General features: G+C 65.6%; 22 protein-coding genes. 6 read left to right on the top strand and 16 right to left on the bottom strand.

The features are described 5' to 3' along the window. Nucleotides 1-10: 10 nt before the first annotated feature. Nucleotides 11-1,309, top strand: a complete 1,299-nt coding sequence (locus tag P9A17_RS02095) for a hypothetical protein (RefSeq protein WP_278036935.1) — start codon at nucleotides 11-13, stop codon at nucleotides 1,307-1,309. On the opposite strand, the gene P9A17_RS02100 is transcribed toward P9A17_RS02095, so the two are convergent. From P9A17_RS02100 to P9A17_RS02125, 6 genes are read right to left on the bottom strand one after another with little or no spacing between them, the layout of a single operon-like run. Then, complete coding sequence (locus P9A17_RS02100) at nucleotides 1,277-1,870, bottom strand: hypothetical protein (protein WP_278036936.1); 594 nt, start codon at nucleotides 1,868-1,870, stop codon at nucleotides 1,277-1,279. The two genes, P9A17_RS02095 and P9A17_RS02100, sit on opposite strands and share 33 nt — an antisense overlap. After that, complete coding sequence (locus P9A17_RS02105) at nucleotides 1,867-2,430, bottom strand: hypothetical protein (protein ID WP_278036937.1); 564 nt, start codon at nucleotides 2,428-2,430, stop codon at nucleotides 1,867-1,869. The genes P9A17_RS02100 and P9A17_RS02105 overlap by 4 nt, the downstream gene beginning before the upstream one ends. Then, the gene (locus P9A17_RS02110; RefSeq protein ID WP_278036938.1) at nucleotides 2,427-3,062 is read right to left on the bottom strand and encodes a hypothetical protein; all 636 of its coding nucleotides are present in this window, start codon (nucleotides 3,060-3,062) and stop codon (nucleotides 2,427-2,429) included. Before P9A17_RS02110 ends, P9A17_RS02105 begins: the two co-directional genes overlap by 4 nt. 2 nt (nucleotides 3,063-3,064) lie before the next feature. Continuing rightward, nucleotides 3,065-3,889, bottom strand: coding sequence for an exodeoxyribonuclease III (locus tag P9A17_RS02115; protein ID WP_278036939.1), 825 nt, complete (start codon nucleotides 3,887-3,889; stop codon nucleotides 3,065-3,067). 4 nt (nucleotides 3,890-3,893) lie between these two features. Then, the gene (locus P9A17_RS02120; protein ID WP_278036940.1) at nucleotides 3,894-4,781 is read right to left on the bottom strand and encodes a GNAT family N-acetyltransferase; all 888 of its coding nucleotides are present in this window, start codon (nucleotides 4,779-4,781) and stop codon (nucleotides 3,894-3,896) included. A gap of 2 nt (nucleotides 4,782-4,783) precedes the next feature. Further along, nucleotides 4,784-5,377 (bottom strand): peptide deformylase, encoded by a 594-nt coding sequence (locus tag P9A17_RS02125; RefSeq protein WP_278036941.1) that lies wholly within the window; start codon nucleotides 5,375-5,377, stop codon nucleotides 4,784-4,786. A 151-nt stretch (nucleotides 5,378-5,528) separates the two neighbouring features. On the opposite strand from P9A17_RS02125, the gene P9A17_RS02130 reads away from it, so the two are divergent. Genes P9A17_RS02130 through P9A17_RS02150 form a run of 5 tightly spaced genes read left to right on the top strand, consistent with a single transcriptional unit; the run spans nucleotide 5,529 to nucleotide 8,800 of the window. Next, a complete protein-coding gene (locus P9A17_RS02130; protein ID WP_011778008.1) occupies nucleotides 5,529-5,837 on the top strand; it encodes a DUF3263 domain-containing protein in 309 nt (102 codons plus the stop codon). A 31-nt stretch (nucleotides 5,838-5,868) separates the two neighbouring features. After that, a complete protein-coding gene (locus P9A17_RS02135; RefSeq protein ID WP_278036942.1) occupies nucleotides 5,869-6,324 on the top strand; it encodes a LytR C-terminal domain-containing protein in 456 nt (151 codons plus the stop codon). Nucleotides 6,325-6,334: 10 nt separating this feature from the next. Further along, complete coding sequence (locus P9A17_RS02140; protein ID WP_278036943.1) at nucleotides 6,335-7,042, top strand: superoxide dismutase family protein; 708 nt, start codon at nucleotides 6,335-6,337, stop codon at nucleotides 7,040-7,042. Then, nucleotides 7,023-8,165, top strand: a complete 1,143-nt coding sequence (locus P9A17_RS02145) for a glutamate--cysteine ligase (protein WP_278036944.1) — start codon at nucleotides 7,023-7,025, stop codon at nucleotides 8,163-8,165. Before P9A17_RS02140 ends, P9A17_RS02145 begins: the two co-directional genes overlap by 20 nt. Before the next feature lie 2 nt (nucleotides 8,166-8,167). Then, nucleotides 8,168-8,800: an LON peptidase substrate-binding domain-containing protein gene (locus P9A17_RS02150; protein WP_278036945.1), complete on the top strand. Its 633-nt coding sequence runs from the start codon at nucleotides 8,168-8,170 to the stop codon at nucleotides 8,798-8,800. Here P9A17_RS02150 and P9A17_RS02155 read toward each other — a convergent pair whose 3' ends face one another. From P9A17_RS02155 to P9A17_RS02200, 10 genes are all read right to left on the bottom strand, one after another. Further along, nucleotides 8,801-9,298: a hypothetical protein gene (locus tag P9A17_RS02155; RefSeq protein WP_278036946.1), complete on the bottom strand. Its 498-nt coding sequence runs from the start codon at nucleotides 9,296-9,298 to the stop codon at nucleotides 8,801-8,803. It abuts the gene before it with no gap. Between the two features lie 257 nt (nucleotides 9,299-9,555). Beyond that, complete coding sequence (locus P9A17_RS02160) at nucleotides 9,556-10,920, bottom strand: WXG100 family type VII secretion target (RefSeq protein WP_347403821.1); 1,365 nt, start codon at nucleotides 10,918-10,920, stop codon at nucleotides 9,556-9,558. A gap of 3 nt (nucleotides 10,921-10,923) precedes the next feature. Next, entirely contained in the window at nucleotides 10,924-11,208 is a 285-nt protein-coding gene (locus P9A17_RS02165; protein WP_278037017.1) for a type VII secretion target, read from the bottom strand. Between the two features lie 81 nt (nucleotides 11,209-11,289). Beyond that, entirely contained in the window at nucleotides 11,290-12,045 is a 756-nt protein-coding gene (locus tag P9A17_RS02170; protein WP_347403822.1) for an SAM-dependent methyltransferase, read from the bottom strand. After that, nucleotides 12,026-12,394 carry a monovalent cation/H(+) antiporter subunit G gene (gene mnhG / locus P9A17_RS02175; protein ID WP_278036949.1) on the bottom strand — a complete coding sequence of 123 codons (369 nt, stop codon included), beginning with the start codon at nucleotides 12,392-12,394 and terminating at the stop codon, nucleotides 12,026-12,028. Before mnhG ends, P9A17_RS02170 begins: the two co-directional genes overlap by 20 nt. 28 nt (nucleotides 12,395-12,422) lie before the next feature. After that, nucleotides 12,423-12,710, bottom strand: coding sequence for a monovalent cation/H+ antiporter complex subunit F (locus tag P9A17_RS02180; RefSeq protein WP_278036950.1), 288 nt, complete (start codon nucleotides 12,708-12,710; stop codon nucleotides 12,423-12,425). After that, on the bottom strand, nucleotides 12,707-13,243 hold the full coding sequence (locus P9A17_RS02185) for a Na+/H+ antiporter subunit E (protein WP_278036951.1): 537 nt from the start codon (nucleotides 13,241-13,243) through the stop codon (nucleotides 12,707-12,709). The genes P9A17_RS02180 and P9A17_RS02185 overlap by 4 nt, the downstream gene beginning before the upstream one ends. After that, nucleotides 13,240-14,856, bottom strand: a complete 1,617-nt coding sequence (locus tag P9A17_RS02190; protein WP_278036952.1) for a Na+/H+ antiporter subunit D — start codon at nucleotides 14,854-14,856, stop codon at nucleotides 13,240-13,242. Before P9A17_RS02190 ends, P9A17_RS02185 begins: the two co-directional genes overlap by 4 nt. After that, nucleotides 14,853-15,320, bottom strand: a complete 468-nt coding sequence (locus tag P9A17_RS02195; protein ID WP_278036953.1) for a Na(+)/H(+) antiporter subunit C — start codon at nucleotides 15,318-15,320, stop codon at nucleotides 14,853-14,855. Before P9A17_RS02195 ends, P9A17_RS02190 begins: the two co-directional genes overlap by 4 nt. After that, nucleotides 15,317-18,226, bottom strand: a complete 2,910-nt coding sequence (locus P9A17_RS02200) for a Na+/H+ antiporter subunit A (protein WP_278036954.1) — start codon at nucleotides 18,224-18,226, stop codon at nucleotides 15,317-15,319. Before P9A17_RS02200 ends, P9A17_RS02195 begins: the two co-directional genes overlap by 4 nt. Nucleotides 18,227-18,278: the final 52 nt, after the last annotated feature.

The raw sequence follows: 18,278 nt of genomic DNA on the forward strand, positions 1-18,278 counted from the left end.
GGGGGTGCCGATGCTGACGATCGCGCGGCGGACAGCCGGTCTGTGGTGGCGGACCTGGCCATGGCTGGTGGCCATCTACCTCGTCGGCTGGATCATCCGGTACTGGGTGCTCCAGCTCGCGATCGCGATCGGGATCGACCACGGCAGCATGTGGGGAAGTCTGGTGCTCGCCGTCGTGCCGATGGCCCGACTTCTCACCTACCTCGCGATGTTTCTCGTGATCCGCTCGGCGACAACGGGTCTGCAACATGTCGACACCGCTCCGGCCGTGCCCCGCGGCCCTGTCGACATCACGCTGACGGCTGTCATGCCCTTCCTGGTCATCTACACCGCGTGGAAGCTCGTCGTCGAGGACTATTACGTCTACTACTCCACCGTCAGCATCACGACGGTCTACGAAGGCACTCAGGATCAGGTGTCGGCAGTCGTGAACAACATCATCGGCCCCTCCGTCTGGGTCGTCATTGCCATCGCCTTCACCTTGCGGCAGTTGATCACTCGATTCCGCGAACAACTGCCCCGGTGGACGATGGTGCTCGGCGTCTACTTCGAGATCGTGTGGCTCTTCCTGACGATCCAGGCGTCCTTCGCCGTGCTGTTCGGCACGCCGGAGTGGATTGCGCAGCGCCGGATCGTGGTGTGGTGGAGTGACACTCGGGAGGAACTCTTCTCCCACCTCTCCGGGCTGGGCCTGTGGTGGGATCTCGTCAGCGGTGTGCTCGGGCTGCTGCTGCCTGCCGCGGGTCTGGCGCTGGCCTGGATCGCCATCGCCAGCGCCGTGTACGGAACACCATTCGAGCCGACCTGGCAGGGTGGCCGACAGACGTTTCTGGGACACCGGGGAGACGCTGCCGCAGCCCGGGCGATCGCCCGGGGGCGTCGCACCGTCGCGCCGCGCTGGCAGCGCGTCCCATCCGGCATCCAAACGCGCGTGATCGAGTTCCTGCGAGGCCAATTGGGCCGGTTCGCGTCGCTGGCGGACGCGTCACGGCTGATTCTTCACGGCGGACTGGTGCCCATCTCGTTTTTCATCCTGGCCTACACCGTGCTGGTGCTGGCGGCCCCCAGCGGTGCCTATTTCGACCCGACCGTCACCGACGGCTGGCTCTTCCGTGGTGTCGCTCTGGTACTCGGGCCGCACGAGTGGCAGTGGTGGCAGGCCTACGACGACACGATCCGCGTGGTCATCGGCGCACTCGTCGAACCGATCCGGATCTGCCTGGTCGCGGCGACGTTCTGGTACTGCGTCGATCAGGTCCGCTCACACCACGAAACCTCAGCTCGTCTGGAACCGCAGCACGACCGGTGACTCGTCGAAAGTCTCGTAGACAGGCGCATTCTCGGGCGGCTCGTCCGTCGGCGGCGCGTCGCCCGGTTGCAGCAAGACGTCCACCGACGTGATCACCGCATCCTGGGGGACGTACATCGCCACGAGCAGCGGACCGTCCTCGTCGCAGAAGGTCGAGAGGTTCTCGTCGATGCTGAAACGGACCACCTGGGTCGTGGTCGCCGCCATCGTCCACCGACGCGGGCCATCGACCATCGACGTCAGACAGAATCGGAACCCCTCAGGAAGCCCACTGGGGGCACCGTCACGTTCGCGGTCGATGACATACGCCAGGAGTCTGCTGTTCTCCGGCGGATCCTCGGGGATCAGGGGCGGATAATCCAGCGGTGGGATCGTCACTTCGGACATGCGCCACTGCGCGCCATTGACATCGGCGTAATCGCCCAGTGCGACAGTCTGTTCCGGACGTTGCGGTGCGGTCTTGCGTGACCAGGCCGGGTATGTCACAGAGGCGGAGATCGCCGCCACGGCCACCACGATCACCAGAAAAGCCCAGCGGTTACGTCGAAGCCACGCCGTCATCCCTCGGCCACCTCGGTCAGGTCGACCGTCGCCTCGGCGTCGGCCGGCACCTCCAGCGGAACCGAGACTTGCGAATCCAGCGGCGCGACTTGAGGATTACCGTAGGTGTCCACCGCCTTGTTGTAGGCCAGCAGCTCCGCCTGCCTCGGGAGGGTGGGAATTTCGAAGGCCACGACGCTGTGATCGGGTAGACCCGGCGCAACCCGGGTCGGGAACCCGTCGAGCGGGGCCTCGAACGTGCGTCCGTCGGCAAGCAGCTTGAATGCCGGTGACTCGACCGACAGCAACGACTCGTACGTCAGGCCGATCACCAGCCACGCGCCGCTGGTTGACATCACCACGGGGACACCGTCATTGGAGAACGTGATCTCGCGCGCCAATCGGACCTCGTGCACCGTCACCGCCAGGTTGCGGCCCTCGACACGCTCCCCGACCACACCGTCCACCGCGATCGGGGCCCAGGATTGCAGTTTGGTCGGCAGGTTCGCCCACAGCCACGCCGTCAGCGCCAGCATGGCCACGGCGAGGGCGATACGGAGCGCAGGCGCAGCAATCTTCACTCGTACACCGCCGGCGTCAGTGTCAGGCTTCCGTAGCCGTCCTTGTCCCCGCCCCAACTCTCCACGATCCGAAACGTGGAGATGAACTCCGACATCTGCGGCATCCGCATGCTGATCTCCGGGCGGTCAGCCAGATCCGCTGCGGGCACCGCCCAGATCAACCGGAACTCGTTGGTGAAGCCGGGTTCGAGCGCGGGCATCGGCTGTCCGTCGCGGAGCCGCACCGCACCCTTGAACGATGCCGGTATACCGTGAATGCTGATCACGTCCTGGGTCTTCTCGAATTCGCCGCCCTTACAGTCGCTTTCGGTGCCGATCACCGGGAACGCGTTGGGCAGCGCGACAGAGCGATCGGTGACGCTCTCTATCGTCACATCGACGACGAGGTACCGGCAGGCCTGATCCAGGTCTCGCATCCCGGGAACCGAGGCGCGGACCTCCGCGGAATGGGGCGTGATGCGTAGGGGGCCGTCATCGTATGTCTGCCCGAGTGAAACCGGCGTGACGCGCTCGACAGCGTCGAGGCCGCCGAAGGCGGCGGTGGTGACGAGGACCACGACAACGCCAATCCAGGTGAGCCGATTCAGGGACAACTGGGCCCACACGGATTTCGGCGGAGGCGGCGTCGTCATGGCTAAGTCCCCGTGGCCAGATCGACGACGACCGGAGCGTGGTCGCTGGGGGAGCCGACTCGCGCTTTGCCCGTCTTTCGCTCGTCGCGAGCGATCTCGGCGTGCGTGACGCGGGACGCCAGCGCGGCGGAGCCGAGGATGAAGTCGATGCGCATCCCGCGATTCTTCGGGAACCGCAGCTGGGTGTAATCCCAATAAGTGAAGGTTCCGGGACCCGGCGTGAAAGGCCGTACCACGTCGGTGAATCCGGCGTCGACGACAGCGTTGAAGGCTGCGCGTTCGGGTTCGGTGACGTGGGTGCTCTCCTGAAACAGGGAGATGTCCCAGACGTCGTCGTCGATCGGGGCGATATTCCAGTCCCCGACGAGGGCGATCGGAGCCGACGGGTCGGCGGAAACCCATGATGCGGCGGTGTTTCGAAGCGCAGCAAGCCATTCCAGCTTGTAGGCATAGTGCGCGGAACCGACCGTGCGGCCATTGGGAATGTACAGACTCCACACCCGGACCCCACCGCACGTCGCTCCCAACGCACGCGCTTCGGCGGCCCCCGCCACGGCGGGTTTGTCACTCCACGAGGGCTGGCCGGCGAAGCCCACCTCGACATCGTCGATGCCGACCCGGGACGCGATCGCCACCCCGTTCCACTGGCTGAAGCCGCAGTGCACCACGTCATAACCCAGCGCCGCGAACGGCATCGTCGGGAACTGGTCGTCGGAGCACTTCGTCTCCTGCATCGCCAGAACGTCCACATCCGCACGTTCCAGCCAGTCCGTCACGCGGTCCACCCGGGCGCGGATGGAGTTGACGTTCCAGGTCGCCAGGCGCATGGCTTCAGAGTAGGTCTTCGGCCCGGACATAGCGTGAGCGATGGTGAACCTCGAACCCCATCGACTCATATAGCGCACGGGCAGCCGTGTTCTCGGCGACAACCTGGACGTAGGCGCGCGTCGCACCTCGTCCGTAAGCCCACGTCAACAGCCCCGCACACAGTTTCCGGGCGAGGCCCCGCCGGCGCGCGCTCTCCGTCACGTGCACGGCGGACAATCCGGCCCATCGGGTGCCGTCGGGGGCTTGAGTCACGGCAACACGCCCGACGGCGGCATCGGCCAACTGTCCGAACCCGACCTCACCGTCGACCACGGCCGTCAGGACGTCGACCGGAACCTCGCGTTCGTACAGCGCGAGCCACATCGGGTCGGGGGCCGGTGCCACCGGAACCTCCACCGAAGGCTCCACATCCGTTGCCATGATCAGGTTTTCGGCATCAAACGCCACACCGTCCGGCAGGCGCATCAGCCGGTCGGGAACCGACACCAACGCTTCCAGCCCGCGCGCGGAATACCAGTCGAGCACCCTCGCGACTTCGGCGAACGATGAATACCGCACCGGGACAGCGGAATTCGCCCTCCTCGTGATGCCACGCCCGGCGCGCAGGAACCAGCCGTTCACCCATTCGTGCTCGACGCCGGGCCACGCCAGCGCGGCGGCGTGCTCGACATTGCGGATCTCACCGGTACGCACCGGCATCTCCGGCACGACACGGACTGCCAGCACGTCCTCGCGCGCCACGGCGACCACGTCGCCCCGCCGGGTGCGGATCCGCACCACCGGATCGGTCTCCACGACATGGCCGACCACGTCGGTCATCGGACGCGCCTCGTCGGCCGGCAGCCGGTAACGCAGGCTGACACGCGTCCCGACCTCAGGCAGCTCGGACACGACTAGTGGCCGAACGGATCGGGATCCTCGCCGGGCATCCAGGACAGGCCGGGCACACCCCAGCCGTGGCTCTTGACCGTCTTCTTGGCGCTGCGCGCATTGCGACCGATCAGCCGGTCGAGGTACAGGAAACCGTCGAGATGTCCGGTCTCGTGCTGCAGCATCCGGGCGAACAGGTCGTTGCCCTCAAGGGTGATCGGCGTCCCGTCGGCGTCCAACCCCGTCACACGCGCCCAGTCGGCGCGACCCGTCGGGAACGACTCGCCGGGCACCGACAGGCAGCCCTCGTCGTCGTCATCGGGATCCGGCATCGTCTCGGGCACCTCGGAGGTCTCCAGCACCGGATTGACGACAACGCCGCGCCTGCGCACGGTCTTCTTACGCGCGTCGGCGCAGTCGTAGACAAAGACCCGCTTGTTGACGCCGATCTGGTTGGCAGCCAGCCCAACCCCGTTGGCGGCGTCCATCGTGTCGTAGAGATCGGTGATGAGATCCGCCAGATCAGCGGGCAACGAACCGTCGTCCCCGACGGGGATCGGCTCGGTGGCGGTGTGCAGGACGGGATCTCCCACGATGCGGATCGGTCGTACGGCCATGCCGGGAAGCTTAGGCGGCGCTGCCCACGCCCTTGTTTTGGCCGCCGACTCGCGGCGATTGATGACCACGCGCGTGATCCAACCGTGATTGAATACTCGCCGAAACCACATCTATGTCATTTCGATTTCTCAGAAGGGTCCAAGTAGCGATATGGACGGCGCCATCGCACGGGCTGAGCGTTCTGGGGACGACACCGAGCCCACCGACGGTCTGACCCGTCGCGAGCACGACATCTTGGCCTTCGAGCGGCAGTGGTGGAAATACGCGGGCTCCAAGGAAGACGCCATCAAAGAGCTCTTCTCGATGTCGGCGACGCGCTACTACCAGGTGCTCAACGCACTGGTGGACCGGCCCGAAGCGCTCGCGGCCGATCCGATGCTGGTGAAGCGTCTGCGCCGGCTGCGTGCCAGCAGGCAGAAGGCCCGCGCAGCCCGACGCCTCGGCTTCGACGTCACTTAAGGCAACCGGGCCCGCGATACAGTAGGCGCCGATGAACCAGCGAGAACCCTCGGGACTGCCCCTCCGTGCCATCGTCATGGTGCTGCTGTTCCTCGGCGTCGTGTTCCTGCTCGTCGGATTCCAAGCCCTCAGCAGTTCCGACGACGAACAGTCCTCGGCCACCTCGACGACCGTCACCACGACGACCACCACCTCGACGACACCCGAGGCGCCGCCCAGGCCGCCGGTGCGCGTGTTCAACATCTCCACCACCGAAGGCGCCGCCGAGACGATCGCCACCAGGTTGCGTGACGACAAATGGGACGTCACCGAAACCGGCAACCTCGAGATCCCCGACGTGACCGTGACGACGGTGTACTTCGGCGAGACCGAAGGGGAACAGCAGGCCGCCGAAGAGGTGGGCCGATTGCTCGAAGCACCGGTTGCGCCGCGGGTGCCGCAACTCATAGAGCAGCCGCCGGGAGTGGTCGTACTCGTCACCGGCTAGGCTCTTGCTCATGCTCAGGTCCGTCGCTGCCGCCACATTGTTTGCAGTGCCCGCACTTGCGTTGAGTGCGTGTACTCCTCCGGGAGATGTGCCATCGGATACACCCGGCACCACACCCCCGGTGTGGACCGGATCGCCGTCACCGTCGGCAGGACCCGACGAGCACGGTTCGGGGCACAGCGAGGAGACCAGTGGGGGCGGCCAGACGCTGACCGCCGAGCTGAACCTCGCCAACGGCAGCACGGTCGCCAACGCGGAGATCGTCTTCTCCGACGGCTACGCCACCATCACCGTCGAGACCACCGCCGCCGGCGAGCTGGCTCCGGGATTCCACGGCCTGCACATCCATTCGGTCGGCAAGTGCGAACCGAACTCCGTCGCGCCCACCGGCGGCGCGCCCGCCAACTTCAACTCCGCGGGTGGGCACTTCCAGGTCTCCGGTCACAGCGGCCACCCGGCCAGCGGCGACCTGTCCTCACTGCAGGTGCGCGAGGACGGCTCCGCGAAGCTGGTGACCACCACCGACGCCTTCACCGCCGCGGATCTGATGAACGGCGGCGGGACCGCGATCGTCATCCACGAGAAGGCCGACAACTTCGCCAACATCCCCCCGGAGCGCTACCAGCAGGTCGACGGTGCTCCGCCACCGGATCAGACCACCCTGGCGACCGGCGACGCCGGAGCACGGGTGGCCTGCGGTGTCATCACTGGGTCCTGATCCACGGGCAGATAGCCGGATCGATTTCGCCGGGTCGGTTCGGCCGACCCTCGGTGTCGAGTGGGAGTTCGCCCTCGTCGACGCCGATACCCGCGACCTGAGCAACGAAGCCGCGTCGGTCATCGCCGAGATCGGCGAGAACCCGCGCGTCCACAAGGAACTGCTGCGCAACACCGTCGAGGTTGTGACTGGTATCTGCGAGAACTCGGGTGAGGCGATGGACGACCTCGCCGCCACATTGCGGCCGGTGCGGGACATCGTGCGCGAGCGCGGCATGGAGTTGTTCTGCGCGGGCACCCACCCGTTCGCGGACTGGTCGGCCCAACAGCTCACCGATGCCCCGCGCTACGCGGAGCTGATCAAGCGGACGCAGTGGTGGGGACGCCAGATGACGATCTGGGGCGTGCACGTGCACGTCGGAGTGTCGTCGGCGCACAAGGTGATGCCCATCATCACCTCACTGCTGCACCAGTATCCGCACCTGCTGGCGCTGTCGGCGTCATCGCCCTTCTGGGACGGTGAGGACACCGGCTATGCCAGCAACCGGGCCATGATGTTCCAGCAGCTTCCGACGGCCGGTCTGCCGTTCCACTTCCAGGAATGGCGCGAATGGGAAGGCTTCGTCAGCGACCAGAAGAAGACCGGCATCATCGACCACATGAACGAGATCCGCTGGGACATAAGGCCTTCGCCGCATCTCGGAACCATCGAGGTCAGGATCTTCGACGGCGTGTCCAACCTGCACGAGCTCTCGGCGCTCGTCGCGCTGACCCACTGCCTCATCGTCGACCTGGACCGCCGGATCGACGCCGGTGAATCACTGCCGGTGATGCCGCCGTGGCATGTGCAGGAGAACAAATGGCGCGCAGCGCGTTACGGGATGGACGCCATCATCATTCTCGACGCCGACAGCAATGAGCGGTTGGTCACCGAGGACCTCGACGACCTCCTTGAGCGGCTACAACCCGTCGCGAAGCGGTTGAAGTGTGTCGACGAGCTCGCCCGGATCCCGGACATCGTCCGTGACGGTGCGTCTTATCAGCGTCAGCGCCGGGTCGCCGAGGAACACGACGGGGATCTGCGGGCCGTGGTCGATGCCCTGGTCGGCGAGTTGGAGCTCTGAGGATGCCGACCGTGCCGATGTTCCCGCTTGAGGTGGCGATGCTGCCCGGCGAGGAACTGCCACTGCGGATCTTCGAGCCGAGATACTCGGCGCTGGTACAGGATTGCCTGGCCACCGAGGACCCGGTGTTCGGCGTCGTCCTCATCGAAGCCGGCCGTGAAGTCGGTGGTGGCGATTCGCGCAGTGACGTCGGTGTACTGGCCCGGATCGTCGAACACGCCGACATGGGGTCCGGTAGATACAGGCTGAAATGCGTTCTGGGGGAGCGGATCCGGATCCTCGAATGGTTGCCCGACAACCCGTACCCGCGGGCCGTGATCGAGGTGTGGCCCGACGAACCTGGCGAGGCCGTCGATGTGTCTGCCATCCGCGACATCGAGGACCGGATGGTGGGCCTGTTCGAGAGGATCGCGACAGCGCGCGGGGCTCAGGTCAACGCCCGCGACATCGTCTCGGGTGCCGATGAGTCGGGTGAAGCGTCGAAGTGGTTGTACGCGTTGACGGCTCGGCTGCCGATGGGGCAGGCGGACCGATACTCGATTCTGGCGGCGCCGTCCGCCGCAGCCCGCGTGGCGGCACTGTCCGAGGCAGTCGACACCGTCATCGCGATGGTGGAGTTCCAGCTCTCGGAGTAATCATTCCGGTGCGAACTGCCCGTTGCGGAGGCGGTCCAGCGCGCGGCCGTCGGTGAGTTCGTCGCGATTCTCGGGGTGCTTCCAGTAGTGGCGCACCATCCAATACAGGGCTGGGCCGCTGTCGCCGTAGCGGTCGGCGTTGCTGACGACGATCGGCTTGGAATCGTTGGTAAGCAGGACGATTGGGTTTCTCGTCTTCTTGTCCGTCGTATCGGTGATGTCGACCAGTTCATCCCACTTCACGGTACGTACCCCAAAAATATCGGCGTGCTGGACACCGTCGGGACCAATTCGTATCTGGCCGGGTTCGCGAGTGCGGACCATGCCGATCAAGCTGATTGCCGAAATCACCAACAGCGCACCCATGAGGTACCGGGTCACAGTGCCGCCGAGCAGCTCTCGAACTTCTTCCTTCCCAGTATGTGCGATGTACAGCGAAGTGCTGAGGGTCGCACTCGCAAGGCCGAGCCCATAGGTGACCAATATCAGCGGATTCACGCGAACGATCGTTCCATGAGAACCACATTCGGCGAATCGCCGTGTTGAGAGATGTACGGTTATGACCAGGGCCGCCAAGAAGAATCCACATGCCGTCGCGAGGCCGCCCATAATGATCGAGCCAACTAGCGAACCTTGTTGAAACGACCCAATTGCTTTCGTGAGACAGTAGCCGATCGCTATCACGAAGACGGCGACGCCGAACCACGTCGCCTTCGGGAGACTCTCGCTCCAGTTTGGTGGCGGCTGGACGCTTTCTAGTTCCCGCAAAGCACCTCTCCGACCTTGGTTCCTGCTTCTTTCATCAGCTCACCCACGGCTACCGAACCGATAATCGCTAATCCCGCCGTCGTGCCCGGAAATGGTATCGGTGCTCCTAACGCGGCTCCGCCCGCTCCACCAAGTGCATTACCTGTCAGCCCGAAAGTGCCTGCGAAGACTGAAACGCACTTGTCGGCGGGGGTCGATGCTCTGAGGAAGTCGTACATCGCCGACATGGTGCCGAGTGCCGCGCCACCGTACTTTGCACCCGCCCCTATTTTCTCAACGTTATCCATGGAAAGCATCGGGATCCTGCCGCCATCTGCGATATGCGCCTCGAGACCGGTGAGTACGTCGCCGACTCGGTCCGGCACCGTCGTCAACAGTGGGCTATTCGGTGGAATTACGACTTGTCGGTTGCCGGGCAGATTGATGTGTCCGGTCGCAACACCTTCTGGTGTGCGGTCAACGACATACTGAGTGCCGTCGGCCCAGTTCATGATCGTCTTCTCGTAGCCACCCAGAGTCCGGGTGGACGTCGTCCAGGAAATGAGTTCGCCGTTGGCGTCGAAGTGTTCTTCCTCGACCATGTCCGGGACACCCCGGTCGTGGTCGGGCTCGTACTCGGTGATCCGCATCTTGCTGCCGTCCTGCATGATCAGCGTCTTTTCGAAGTGGCCGTCCTTGTTGTAGCCCGATTGTGTCTCGCGCACGGTCGTTGCCATCTCCTCGCCACGAATAGTCGCCTGCTGCAACAGGCCAGCTGGATGTCGGGGGCTCGGAACATCATCGGGCGGGCGTGGAGCGTTCGTCGGCATCATGCCCGGCAGACCGGCTGTTGCAGGCGGGGTGAATCCGAACGGTTTCGCAGCAGCCATCAGACTGTCGGCGGTCGAGTCGTCGGCGTCACCGACGGCCACCAGGAGATCGTTGATCGCAGTCTGTTCACTCACAACGAGTTTCATCAGCTCGTCGATCTGACCGGCGGTCTGCGCACCCGGGTCGATCAGCACAACCCAGCCTTCGGAGACGTTGAGGGGCCCAGCGTCGATCTCGTCAGCCTTGTCCAGCAGAGCTTTTCGGGTGGAGCCGATTATCTCGGCCGCGTTGTCCAACGCATCACCGATCGCGGAGGTGTAATCGCTGAAGCTCTTGGTCGACTGGTGGGCGCGGTCGAACATTCCTGTCGCGGCGTCATGGGCAGCTCCAGACCACGCCCGCGTCTCCGGCATCTCCTGCACCGAAGTGCTGAGCCGCCCCACTGACCGCTCGACTGACTGTCCCGCAGTCTTCACCGCCGGACCGGTGAACGTGAGGGCGTCGGGATTCCAGCTTTCGAGGCGAGAGCGAGACGGCAGCACGAGTCAGAAGATGCCCTTGAAGTTCCCGGCCAGGGCGTCGTCCGTCACCTCGTAGGAATCGCCGGTACCCCGAACAGCGGTGCCCATTTTCGCGACGTTGTCGGCGATCGCCTTCGCCTGCTCGCCGACGTGGGTACCGACAAGCCGCGCGGCCCACTGCGTCGTGGATCCGGGGAGCCCGTCGGCGGCTGCAGACACGGTGGTGCCGACGTTGGCCTCGGCGATCGACGCCGACGTGGTGTCCACCTGACCTGCGAACGCCCGCAAAAGGTCCGGATTGACCATCAATGACATAAAACTCGACGTTACCGGGGCTTGAGCAGGTGTCAGGACACAAACTTCAAGCGGGGGATCCGCACACAGATTGAGTCAGAGTTTGCGACCGGCGACGAACACGCTGTCCCCGGTGGCCGGTGCACGGTGGTACCGGGTGATCAGCTCTGCGGCCGGAGTCGTCTTGACCTCCCAATGCCGTTCACACAGCCAGCACGACACGTCCACCGGAGCGTGCGGCTGAGACTCCACCGCGATACGGCTGCCGCGCGCACTGTAGAGCTCCACCTTCTCGAGCAGATGGTTCATCGATTGAGCGTCAAGGTCATTGACCAGACCCTCGCTCGCCCAAGCCGTCGGTTCGGTGTAGTCGAAACCCACCGCCGTCAACGCCTTCGGCCAGTCTTCGCGAGCCTCTTCCAGGGCGACCGGGACGCGCCTCGCGGACGGAGTCACACCGGACTTCTCGATGACCTGCTGTTTGAACTCCAGCACGTGCGGCTCGTCTACCTCGTAGATAACGGTGTCGTCGAGCCAGGGCAGCCGCCACGCCCGGGTATCGAGTCCGGGGGCGAGGATCACGACCTGCGAGACACCGGCAGAACTCGCGGCGACAAAGAACTCGTCGAACCACTTCGTGCGCGCGGCGGCATAGTGCTGTTGCTCTGCCGACTCCTCCGTCGTCGACCCGGAGCCGACGGGCCCCGCCGCGTCGACGAGAAGCTGCGCGTAGGGATCGGTGAACAACGGAAACCGGGACAGACTCTCCTTGGCGCGGGACATGGCAGTGCCCAACGCCGTACGCATTACACCGGCATCTGCCTCACTCCGGTCACCGTCCAGTACCGTCATCGCTCTGGGATGCCCGTTCAGCGGCGAAATCATGCATCTCGTCAGTGGTCACCAGGTCGTCGCGCATGTTCTGTTCGCGGTAGGCGAGCTGGCCGACGCGGTTCGCAATCACCGGCGCAGTGATCACCGTGAACAGGCCGGTCAGAATCAGCATGCCGACGTCGACATGCCCGCTCAGCCGAACCGCCGCACCCGCCAACACCAGCAGCAGGCCCAACACCTGGGGCTTAGTTGCGGCGTGCATACGCGACAACGTGTCCGGGAAGCGCACCACGCCGATCGCCGCGGTGAGCGCCAGCGCCGACCCGCCGAGGATCAGAACGCTGGCGACGATGTCGGAGATGGTCATCTGAGTCCTCTGCTCTTCGCGCGAGCGCTCATCGCTGAGACCTCTTCGCCGGAGGGTCGGCGACGTCCGGCACACGGAATCTCGCAACGCTCACCGACCCCACGAAGGTGATCAGCGCCAGCGCCGTGAGGCTGTAGGTGACCGTCGTGTCGAGGCTGAACGCCGCCCACGCGCCGATCGCGCACATCGTCACCGCGACGAGCGTGTCGAGGGCCACCAGCCGGTCGAGCGTCGTCGGCCCGAGCAGCATGCGAAACATGGTGGCCACGGCCGCAAGCGACAGCATCACGCCCGCAGCAATCCACACCGTCATCATGACTGCGCCTCCTTATCCACCGACGGCGCCCAGTCCTCGTTGCGCTCGAAGGAGGCGACCAGCATCTTCTGAAGCTTGTCCACCTGGTGGTAGAAGCGGTTGACCGTGCGTTCCGATCCCACGTCGAGAACGTGGACGTAGATCATCCGCCGGGTCTGGTCGATCTCCAGGACGATGTTGCCAGGCGTCAGGTTCATGATGTTGACCGCCAGCGCCAGCACCAGATCGGACTTGATGTCCAGATGTGCGCGTAGCACCGCCGTCAGCGGCGGGGGACCCGGTTTGAGCGCGAGCGCGGCCACCTGCACCGAGGACACGACAAGCCAGTAGGCGACAGTCAGCACGAGTCGCAGCACCGACAACGGGTGGAACCGGCCCTCAACAGGGACCGCGGGCAGCGGTAGGAGCACCGTGATGACCAGGGCGACCGCCAGTCCGGACAGCACGTTGGCCGCAGAGATATTGCCCCACAACAGGACCCACACCAGGACCAGCCACAGGACGATCCAGATCCGGAGCGCGTTCCTCCTCATCGCGTCCCTCCCAGGACCGCCTCGATGTACTGCCCCCGGTCCATCACCTCGACAGCGGCGCGGTCGCTGTAGGCGAAGATCGGACCCGCGAAAACAGTCAGCAGCAGGCCGACGACGATCAGAGCGCCCGTGGGAACCAGCATGCCGACGGGCATCCGGCCCACGTCATCCCGGTCGATCAGCTCGATGTCCATGTCGTCCTGGGTGTTGTCCAGCAGCGCGCTGGGGGCCGGGCCCGAGAGATGACCTTCCGGCGCGTCCTTGCGCGACCGCCAGAACGCCTTTGTCCACACCCGCGCAACGACGTAGAGCGTCAGCAGGCTCGTCACCACGCCGCCGGCCACCAGGATCCACGCGAGCACCGACCCCGACTCGGCGCCCGCCTCCAACAGGGCGACCTTGCCGATGAATCCCGAAAACGGCGGAATACCACCGAGGTTCAGCGCGGGCACGACGAACACGAAAGCCAGCAGCGGGCTCGCCATCGCCAACCCGCCGAGCCGTTCCAGAGTCGACGCACCGGCCTGTCGCTCGATGAGGCCCACGACCAGGAACAGGGTCGTCTGCACCAGAATGTGGTGCGCCACATAGTAGATCGCCCCGGACATGCCCAGCTGGTTGGACAGCGCGATCCCGAACACCATGTAGCCGATATGGCTCACGAGGGTGAACGACAGCAGTCGCTTGATGTCGCTCTGGGCGATGGCGCCCAGTATGCCGATGATCATCGTCAGCACGCCGGCCACCAACAGCACCGCGTCCATCCCGCCGCCGGGGAACAGCAGCGAGTGGGCGCGGATGATCGCGTAGACACCGACTTTGGTGAGCAATCCGGCGAACACCGCGGTGACAGGTGCGGGCGCCGTGGGGTAGGAGTCGGGCAGCCAGGCCGACAGCGGAAAGACCGCGGCTTTGATCCCGAAAGCGACGAGCAGCACGGCGAACAACGCCATCCGGGTGCCTGACGGCACGTCGTCGAGGCGGACCGCGATCTCGGCGAGGTTCAGAGTCCCGGTAGTGGCGTACACGAGTGCGATGCCGAACAGGAACACCAGCGACGACACCATCGACACCATCACGTACGAGATGCCTGCCCGCACCCGTTCCTTGCTCGCCCCGATGGTCAGCAGCACGAAGCTCGCGCTGAGCAGCACCTCGAAACCGACGAACAGGTTGAACAGGTCACCGGCCAGGAACGCCATGAACACGCCCGCGGACAGCACGAGGTATGTCGGCAGGAAGATCGACACGGGCTGGCGCTCGTCACCATCGCGGATGCCCTGCCCGATGGCGTAGAACACGACGGCAAGCAACACGATCGACGAGACGACGAGCATCAGCGCCGACAGCCGGTCCACGACGAGCGTGACGCCGAGCGGGCCCATCCCCGGTTCAGTCGGTCCCCAGCCGCCGACCTGCAGGGCAATCGTCCCGTCCCGGTCGGCCAGGTACAGCAGCAAGCACGAGACGACGACGGCCGCCGACAGTGCGGGCACGGCGATGAAGCGCTGCAGGCGTGGCCGGCGGCCGGCGAACAGCGTCATCGCCGCGGCCAGCATCGGGATGAGTACCGGCAGTGGCGTCAGGACGGAAGCCAGATGAGGTGCGATCATCGCGACCCCTCGTGGCCGGGGAGCGCGTCGAGTTCGTCGGGCAGATCGGTGTCGCGTGACGAATCCGGGATGAGTCGCTCGTCGACGTCGTCGTTCTCCTTGCCCGACAGCTGTGAGACGCGGGTGTCCTCAGGGTCATTGCTGACCTCTTCAATCGTGTTGATCCGGAAGGAGCGATACGTCAGTGCCAGCACGAATGCCGCCACCCCCATCGTGATCACGATCGCGGTCAGAATCATGGCCTGCGCCAGCGGATCCGCGGTGGCCGCCTCGGTTCCGCTGGTTCGTCCGCGCACCGGCGGGTTCCCGGACGAACCGCCGGTGTTGAGGATCAGCAGATTGATCGCATTGCCGATCAGCAACAGACCCAACAGCATTCGGGTGAGGCTGCGCTCGAGGAGCAGGTACACGCCGGCGCTGGTCAACACTCCGATGAGAATGAGCGGGATGAGATAGGTGGTCATTGCGGCCTCGCCGTCCGATGGGGTCTGCTGCGCGGCTGCTCGCTCATCTCCACGTCGATGCGGGCCCCCAAGCTACGAAGGACGTCGAGGACAAGCCCGACCACGATCAAGTACACCCCCAGGTCGAAGAACAGGGCGGTGACGAACTTGATGGTCCCGAGAACCGGGACGTCGAATTCGATGACCGCCGAGGACAGCACCGGGGCGCCGAGAAGCAACGACGCGGCCGCGGTACCGGCTGCCAGCGTCAACCCAGTGCCGAGAATCTTGCCCGCGTCGAGCGGGAGCGTCTCGCCGAGTTCGTAGCGCCCACCTGCGAGGTAGCGCAGTACCAGCGCCAGGCCCGCCATCAGGCCGCCCGCGAAACCGCCGCCCGGAACGTTGTGGCCGGCGAAGAAGAAGTACGCCGACAGCACCATCATGACCGGGAAGATCAGCCGGGTCGCGACTTCGAGGACCAGTGAGCGGTGCTGCGGGTCGCGCAGCTCGCTGCCGCGCAACCACGTGATCTCGCCGACGGCGGGACTGGTGTTGGCAGACGTCGGCAGCTTCCCGATGTCGGGTTGCCCGACATCGGAAACCCTTGGCGCGGCACCGAAGCGCCGACTGCGGAAGACCATCGACGCAACTCCCGTGGCGGCCACGAGGAGGACGGAGACTTCGCCCATGGTGTCCCAGGCCCGGATGTCGACCAGCAAGACGTTGACGGTGTTGGACCCGTGCCCGATCGCGTACGCGGCTTCGGGCAGCAGCTCCGCGATGGGACGGCCCGTGCGTGCTGCCATCGCGAAGGCGGCGAGAGTGGCCACGGTCGCGCCGACGGCGACGGCGAGCGCGGCGCGCGGGAGACGGAAGCGGGTGGTTTCGGCGCGGCTGCTCTCCGCGGGCAGGGTGCGGAGCACCAGGACGAAGGCGACCAGCGTCAGAGTCTCGACGAGGAACTGCGTCAGCGCGAGATCAGGCGCGCCGTGAAACGCGAAGATCGCGCCGCACCCGTAGCCGGTGACACCGACCATCAACACCGCTGCCAGACGGTTGCGCAGGACGACGGCGGCGAGGGCGGCGGCGACCATCAGCAGGCTGACCACCACCTGGGGAGGCGAATCCCACAACTCGAACTCGGGTCTGTCACGCGCACCCAGCATCAGGACACCGAGCGGCAGCAGCACCAGGGTGATCAAGATGAACGACTGTGTCTGAGGCAGCGAGCCGCGCTGCGTCACCGCCGTCAACCGGACCGACAGCACGTCGGCGCCACGAATCACCGCGTCGTAGATCCGGTCGGCGTTGCCCAGCGGAACGAAGTCCGCACGGGCGCGACGGAGGCGCTTGCGCCCGAAGTACACAGCGATGCCCGTGGCCAACACCATCACCGACAGCAGCAGCGGAAGGTTGACTCCATGCCACAGCGCCAGGTGGTACTCACCGGCATAGCCACGGGGATCGGGCACCGAGTCGCTGTAGGCGGACAGCACATTGTCGAGCGGCTTGGGCCACAGACCGAACACCAGCCCCGCCGCGGCGAGGATCGCAGGCGCGATCAGGAAGGCCGGCTCCGGACGGTGCATCTCCTCGACACGGGTGCTCGGGTGCGGCAGGCCCTTACGGCCGAACGCGCCGAACACGAACCGCAGGCTGTACACCGTCGTCAACACCGAACCGGCCACGATGCCGGCGAGGACGAACGGTGACGCGCCCCCCAGATACGGGCTGTGCAACACCGTCTCGAAGTCGGCCTCCTTGGCGATGAACCCGAAGAACGGCGGCAGCGCCGCCATGCTCGCGGCGGCGCCACAGCCGATGATCAGCAGTGCCTTGCTGCGGTCGCCCAGCCACGCCAGCCTTCGGATGTCGCGCGTGCCGGTGGCGTGGTCGATGATGCCGACCACCATGAACAGAGCCGCCTTGAACATGGCGTGCGCACACAACATGGCCAGGCCGGCGAGCATCATCTCGCTGCCACCGGACCCCACCATCACCGTGATGAGACCGAGCTGGCTGACCGTGCCGAACGCCAGGATGAGCTTGAGGTCGTACTCGCGGATGGCGCGCCAACCCGCGAGCAACATCGTCAACAGACCGAGCGTCACCACCGTCGGCCGCCATTCCGGTGCGTCGGCGAACCCCGGGGTCATGCGCGCGATGAGGTAGACGCCTGCCTTCACCATCGCCGCCGCATGCAGATAGGCGCTGACGGGAGTGGGCGCGGCCATCGCGCCAGGCAGCCAGAAGTGCATCGGCACGATGGCCGACTTCGACAGCGCGCCGATCAGTATCAGCACCACCGCAACCGAGGACGCCAGCCCCGTCGGCGGATTCGCGATCAGCTCCGACAACAGGAACGTGCCCGCGAGATTGCCGATGACGATGATGCCGACGAGCATCGCCAGCCCACCGAACGTCGTCACCAACAGCGCCTGCGTCGCGGCCCGGCGGCTCGTCGCGCGTTCGGCGTAATGACCGACCAGCAGGAACGACAGGACCGTCGTGATCTCCCAGAACACGTACAACACCAGCATGTTGTCGCTGGTGACCAGACCGAACATGGCGCCGGAGAACGCGACCAGCTCTGCCGCGAAACTCGGCAACCGCTTCTCGGTGTGACCGTCGTGGTGATGGAAATAGCCCGCGCAATAAAAGAGAACCAGCGCGCCGATCGCGAGGACGAGCACGCTCATGATCGCGGCGAGCGAATCGAAGCGCAGCGCGATGTCCATCGACAGGGCGGGGACCCACGGGACGTCGACAGTGTGTGCCCGGCCGGCGGCAGGCCAGTTCAGTACCACCCAGACGAGTGAGCCGAGAGGAACAAGGGCCAGCGGATAGAACGCCAACCTGCCGAAGCGGTACACGAGCAGAGGTGCCACCACGGCGGCGACTGCGTGGGCAGCAAGGATGGCGAGCATGGCGAGAAAGAGACTCCGTCTCGTCGTGGGCGGCAGTCAGCCGTACTGACTC

Origin of the sequence: Mycobacterium sp. 236(2023), assembly GCF_029623955.1 — a bacterium.
GTDB lineage: Bacteria > Actinomycetota > Actinomycetes > Mycobacteriales > Mycobacteriaceae > Mycobacterium.

Bases quoted from the DNA above. Each gene is read 5' to 3' on its own strand.
- P9A17_RS02095 (WP_278036935.1), top strand. From the start codon at position 11: ATGCTGACGATCGCGCGGCGGACAGCCGGTCTGTGGTGGCGGACCTGG.
- P9A17_RS02100 (WP_278036936.1), bottom strand. From the start codon at position 1,870: ATGACGGCGTGGCTTCGACGTAACCGCTGGGCTTTTCTGGTGATCGTG.
- P9A17_RS02110 (WP_278036938.1), bottom strand. From the start codon at position 3,062: ATGACGACGCCGCCTCCGCCGAAATCCGTGTGGGCCCAGTTGTCCCTG.
- P9A17_RS02115 (WP_278036939.1), bottom strand. From the start codon at position 3,889: ATGCGCCTGGCGACCTGGAACGTCAACTCCATCCGCGCCCGGGTGGAC.
- P9A17_RS02125 (WP_278036941.1), bottom strand. From the start codon at position 5,377: ATGGCCGTACGACCGATCCGCATCGTGGGAGATCCCGTCCTGCACACC.
- P9A17_RS02130 (WP_011778008.1), top strand. From the start codon at position 5,529: ATGGACGGCGCCATCGCACGGGCTGAGCGTTCTGGGGACGACACCGAG.
- P9A17_RS02135 (WP_278036942.1), top strand. From the start codon at position 5,869: ATGAACCAGCGAGAACCCTCGGGACTGCCCCTCCGTGCCATCGTCATG.
- P9A17_RS02140 (WP_278036943.1), top strand. From the start codon at position 6,335: ATGCTCAGGTCCGTCGCTGCCGCCACATTGTTTGCAGTGCCCGCACTT.
- P9A17_RS02150 (WP_278036945.1), top strand. From the start codon at position 8,168: ATGCCGACCGTGCCGATGTTCCCGCTTGAGGTGGCGATGCTGCCCGGC.
- P9A17_RS02170 (WP_347403822.1), bottom strand. From the start codon at position 12,045: ATGACGGTACTGGACGGTGACCGGAGTGAGGCAGATGCCGGTGTAATG.
- mnhG (WP_278036949.1), bottom strand. From the start codon at position 12,394: ATGACCATCTCCGACATCGTCGCCAGCGTTCTGATCCTCGGCGGGTCG.
- P9A17_RS02180 (WP_278036950.1), bottom strand. From the start codon at position 12,710: ATGATGACGGTGTGGATTGCTGCGGGCGTGATGCTGTCGCTTGCGGCC.
- P9A17_RS02185 (WP_278036951.1), bottom strand. From the start codon at position 13,243: ATGAGGAGGAACGCGCTCCGGATCTGGATCGTCCTGTGGCTGGTCCTG.
- P9A17_RS02190 (WP_278036952.1), bottom strand. From the start codon at position 14,856: ATGATCGCACCTCATCTGGCTTCCGTCCTGACGCCACTGCCGGTACTC.
- P9A17_RS02195 (WP_278036953.1), bottom strand. From the start codon at position 15,320: ATGACCACCTATCTCATCCCGCTCATTCTCATCGGAGTGTTGACCAGC.
- P9A17_RS02200 (WP_278036954.1), bottom strand. From the start codon at position 18,226: ATGCTCGCCATCCTTGCTGCCCACGCAGTCGCCGCCGTGGTGGCACCT.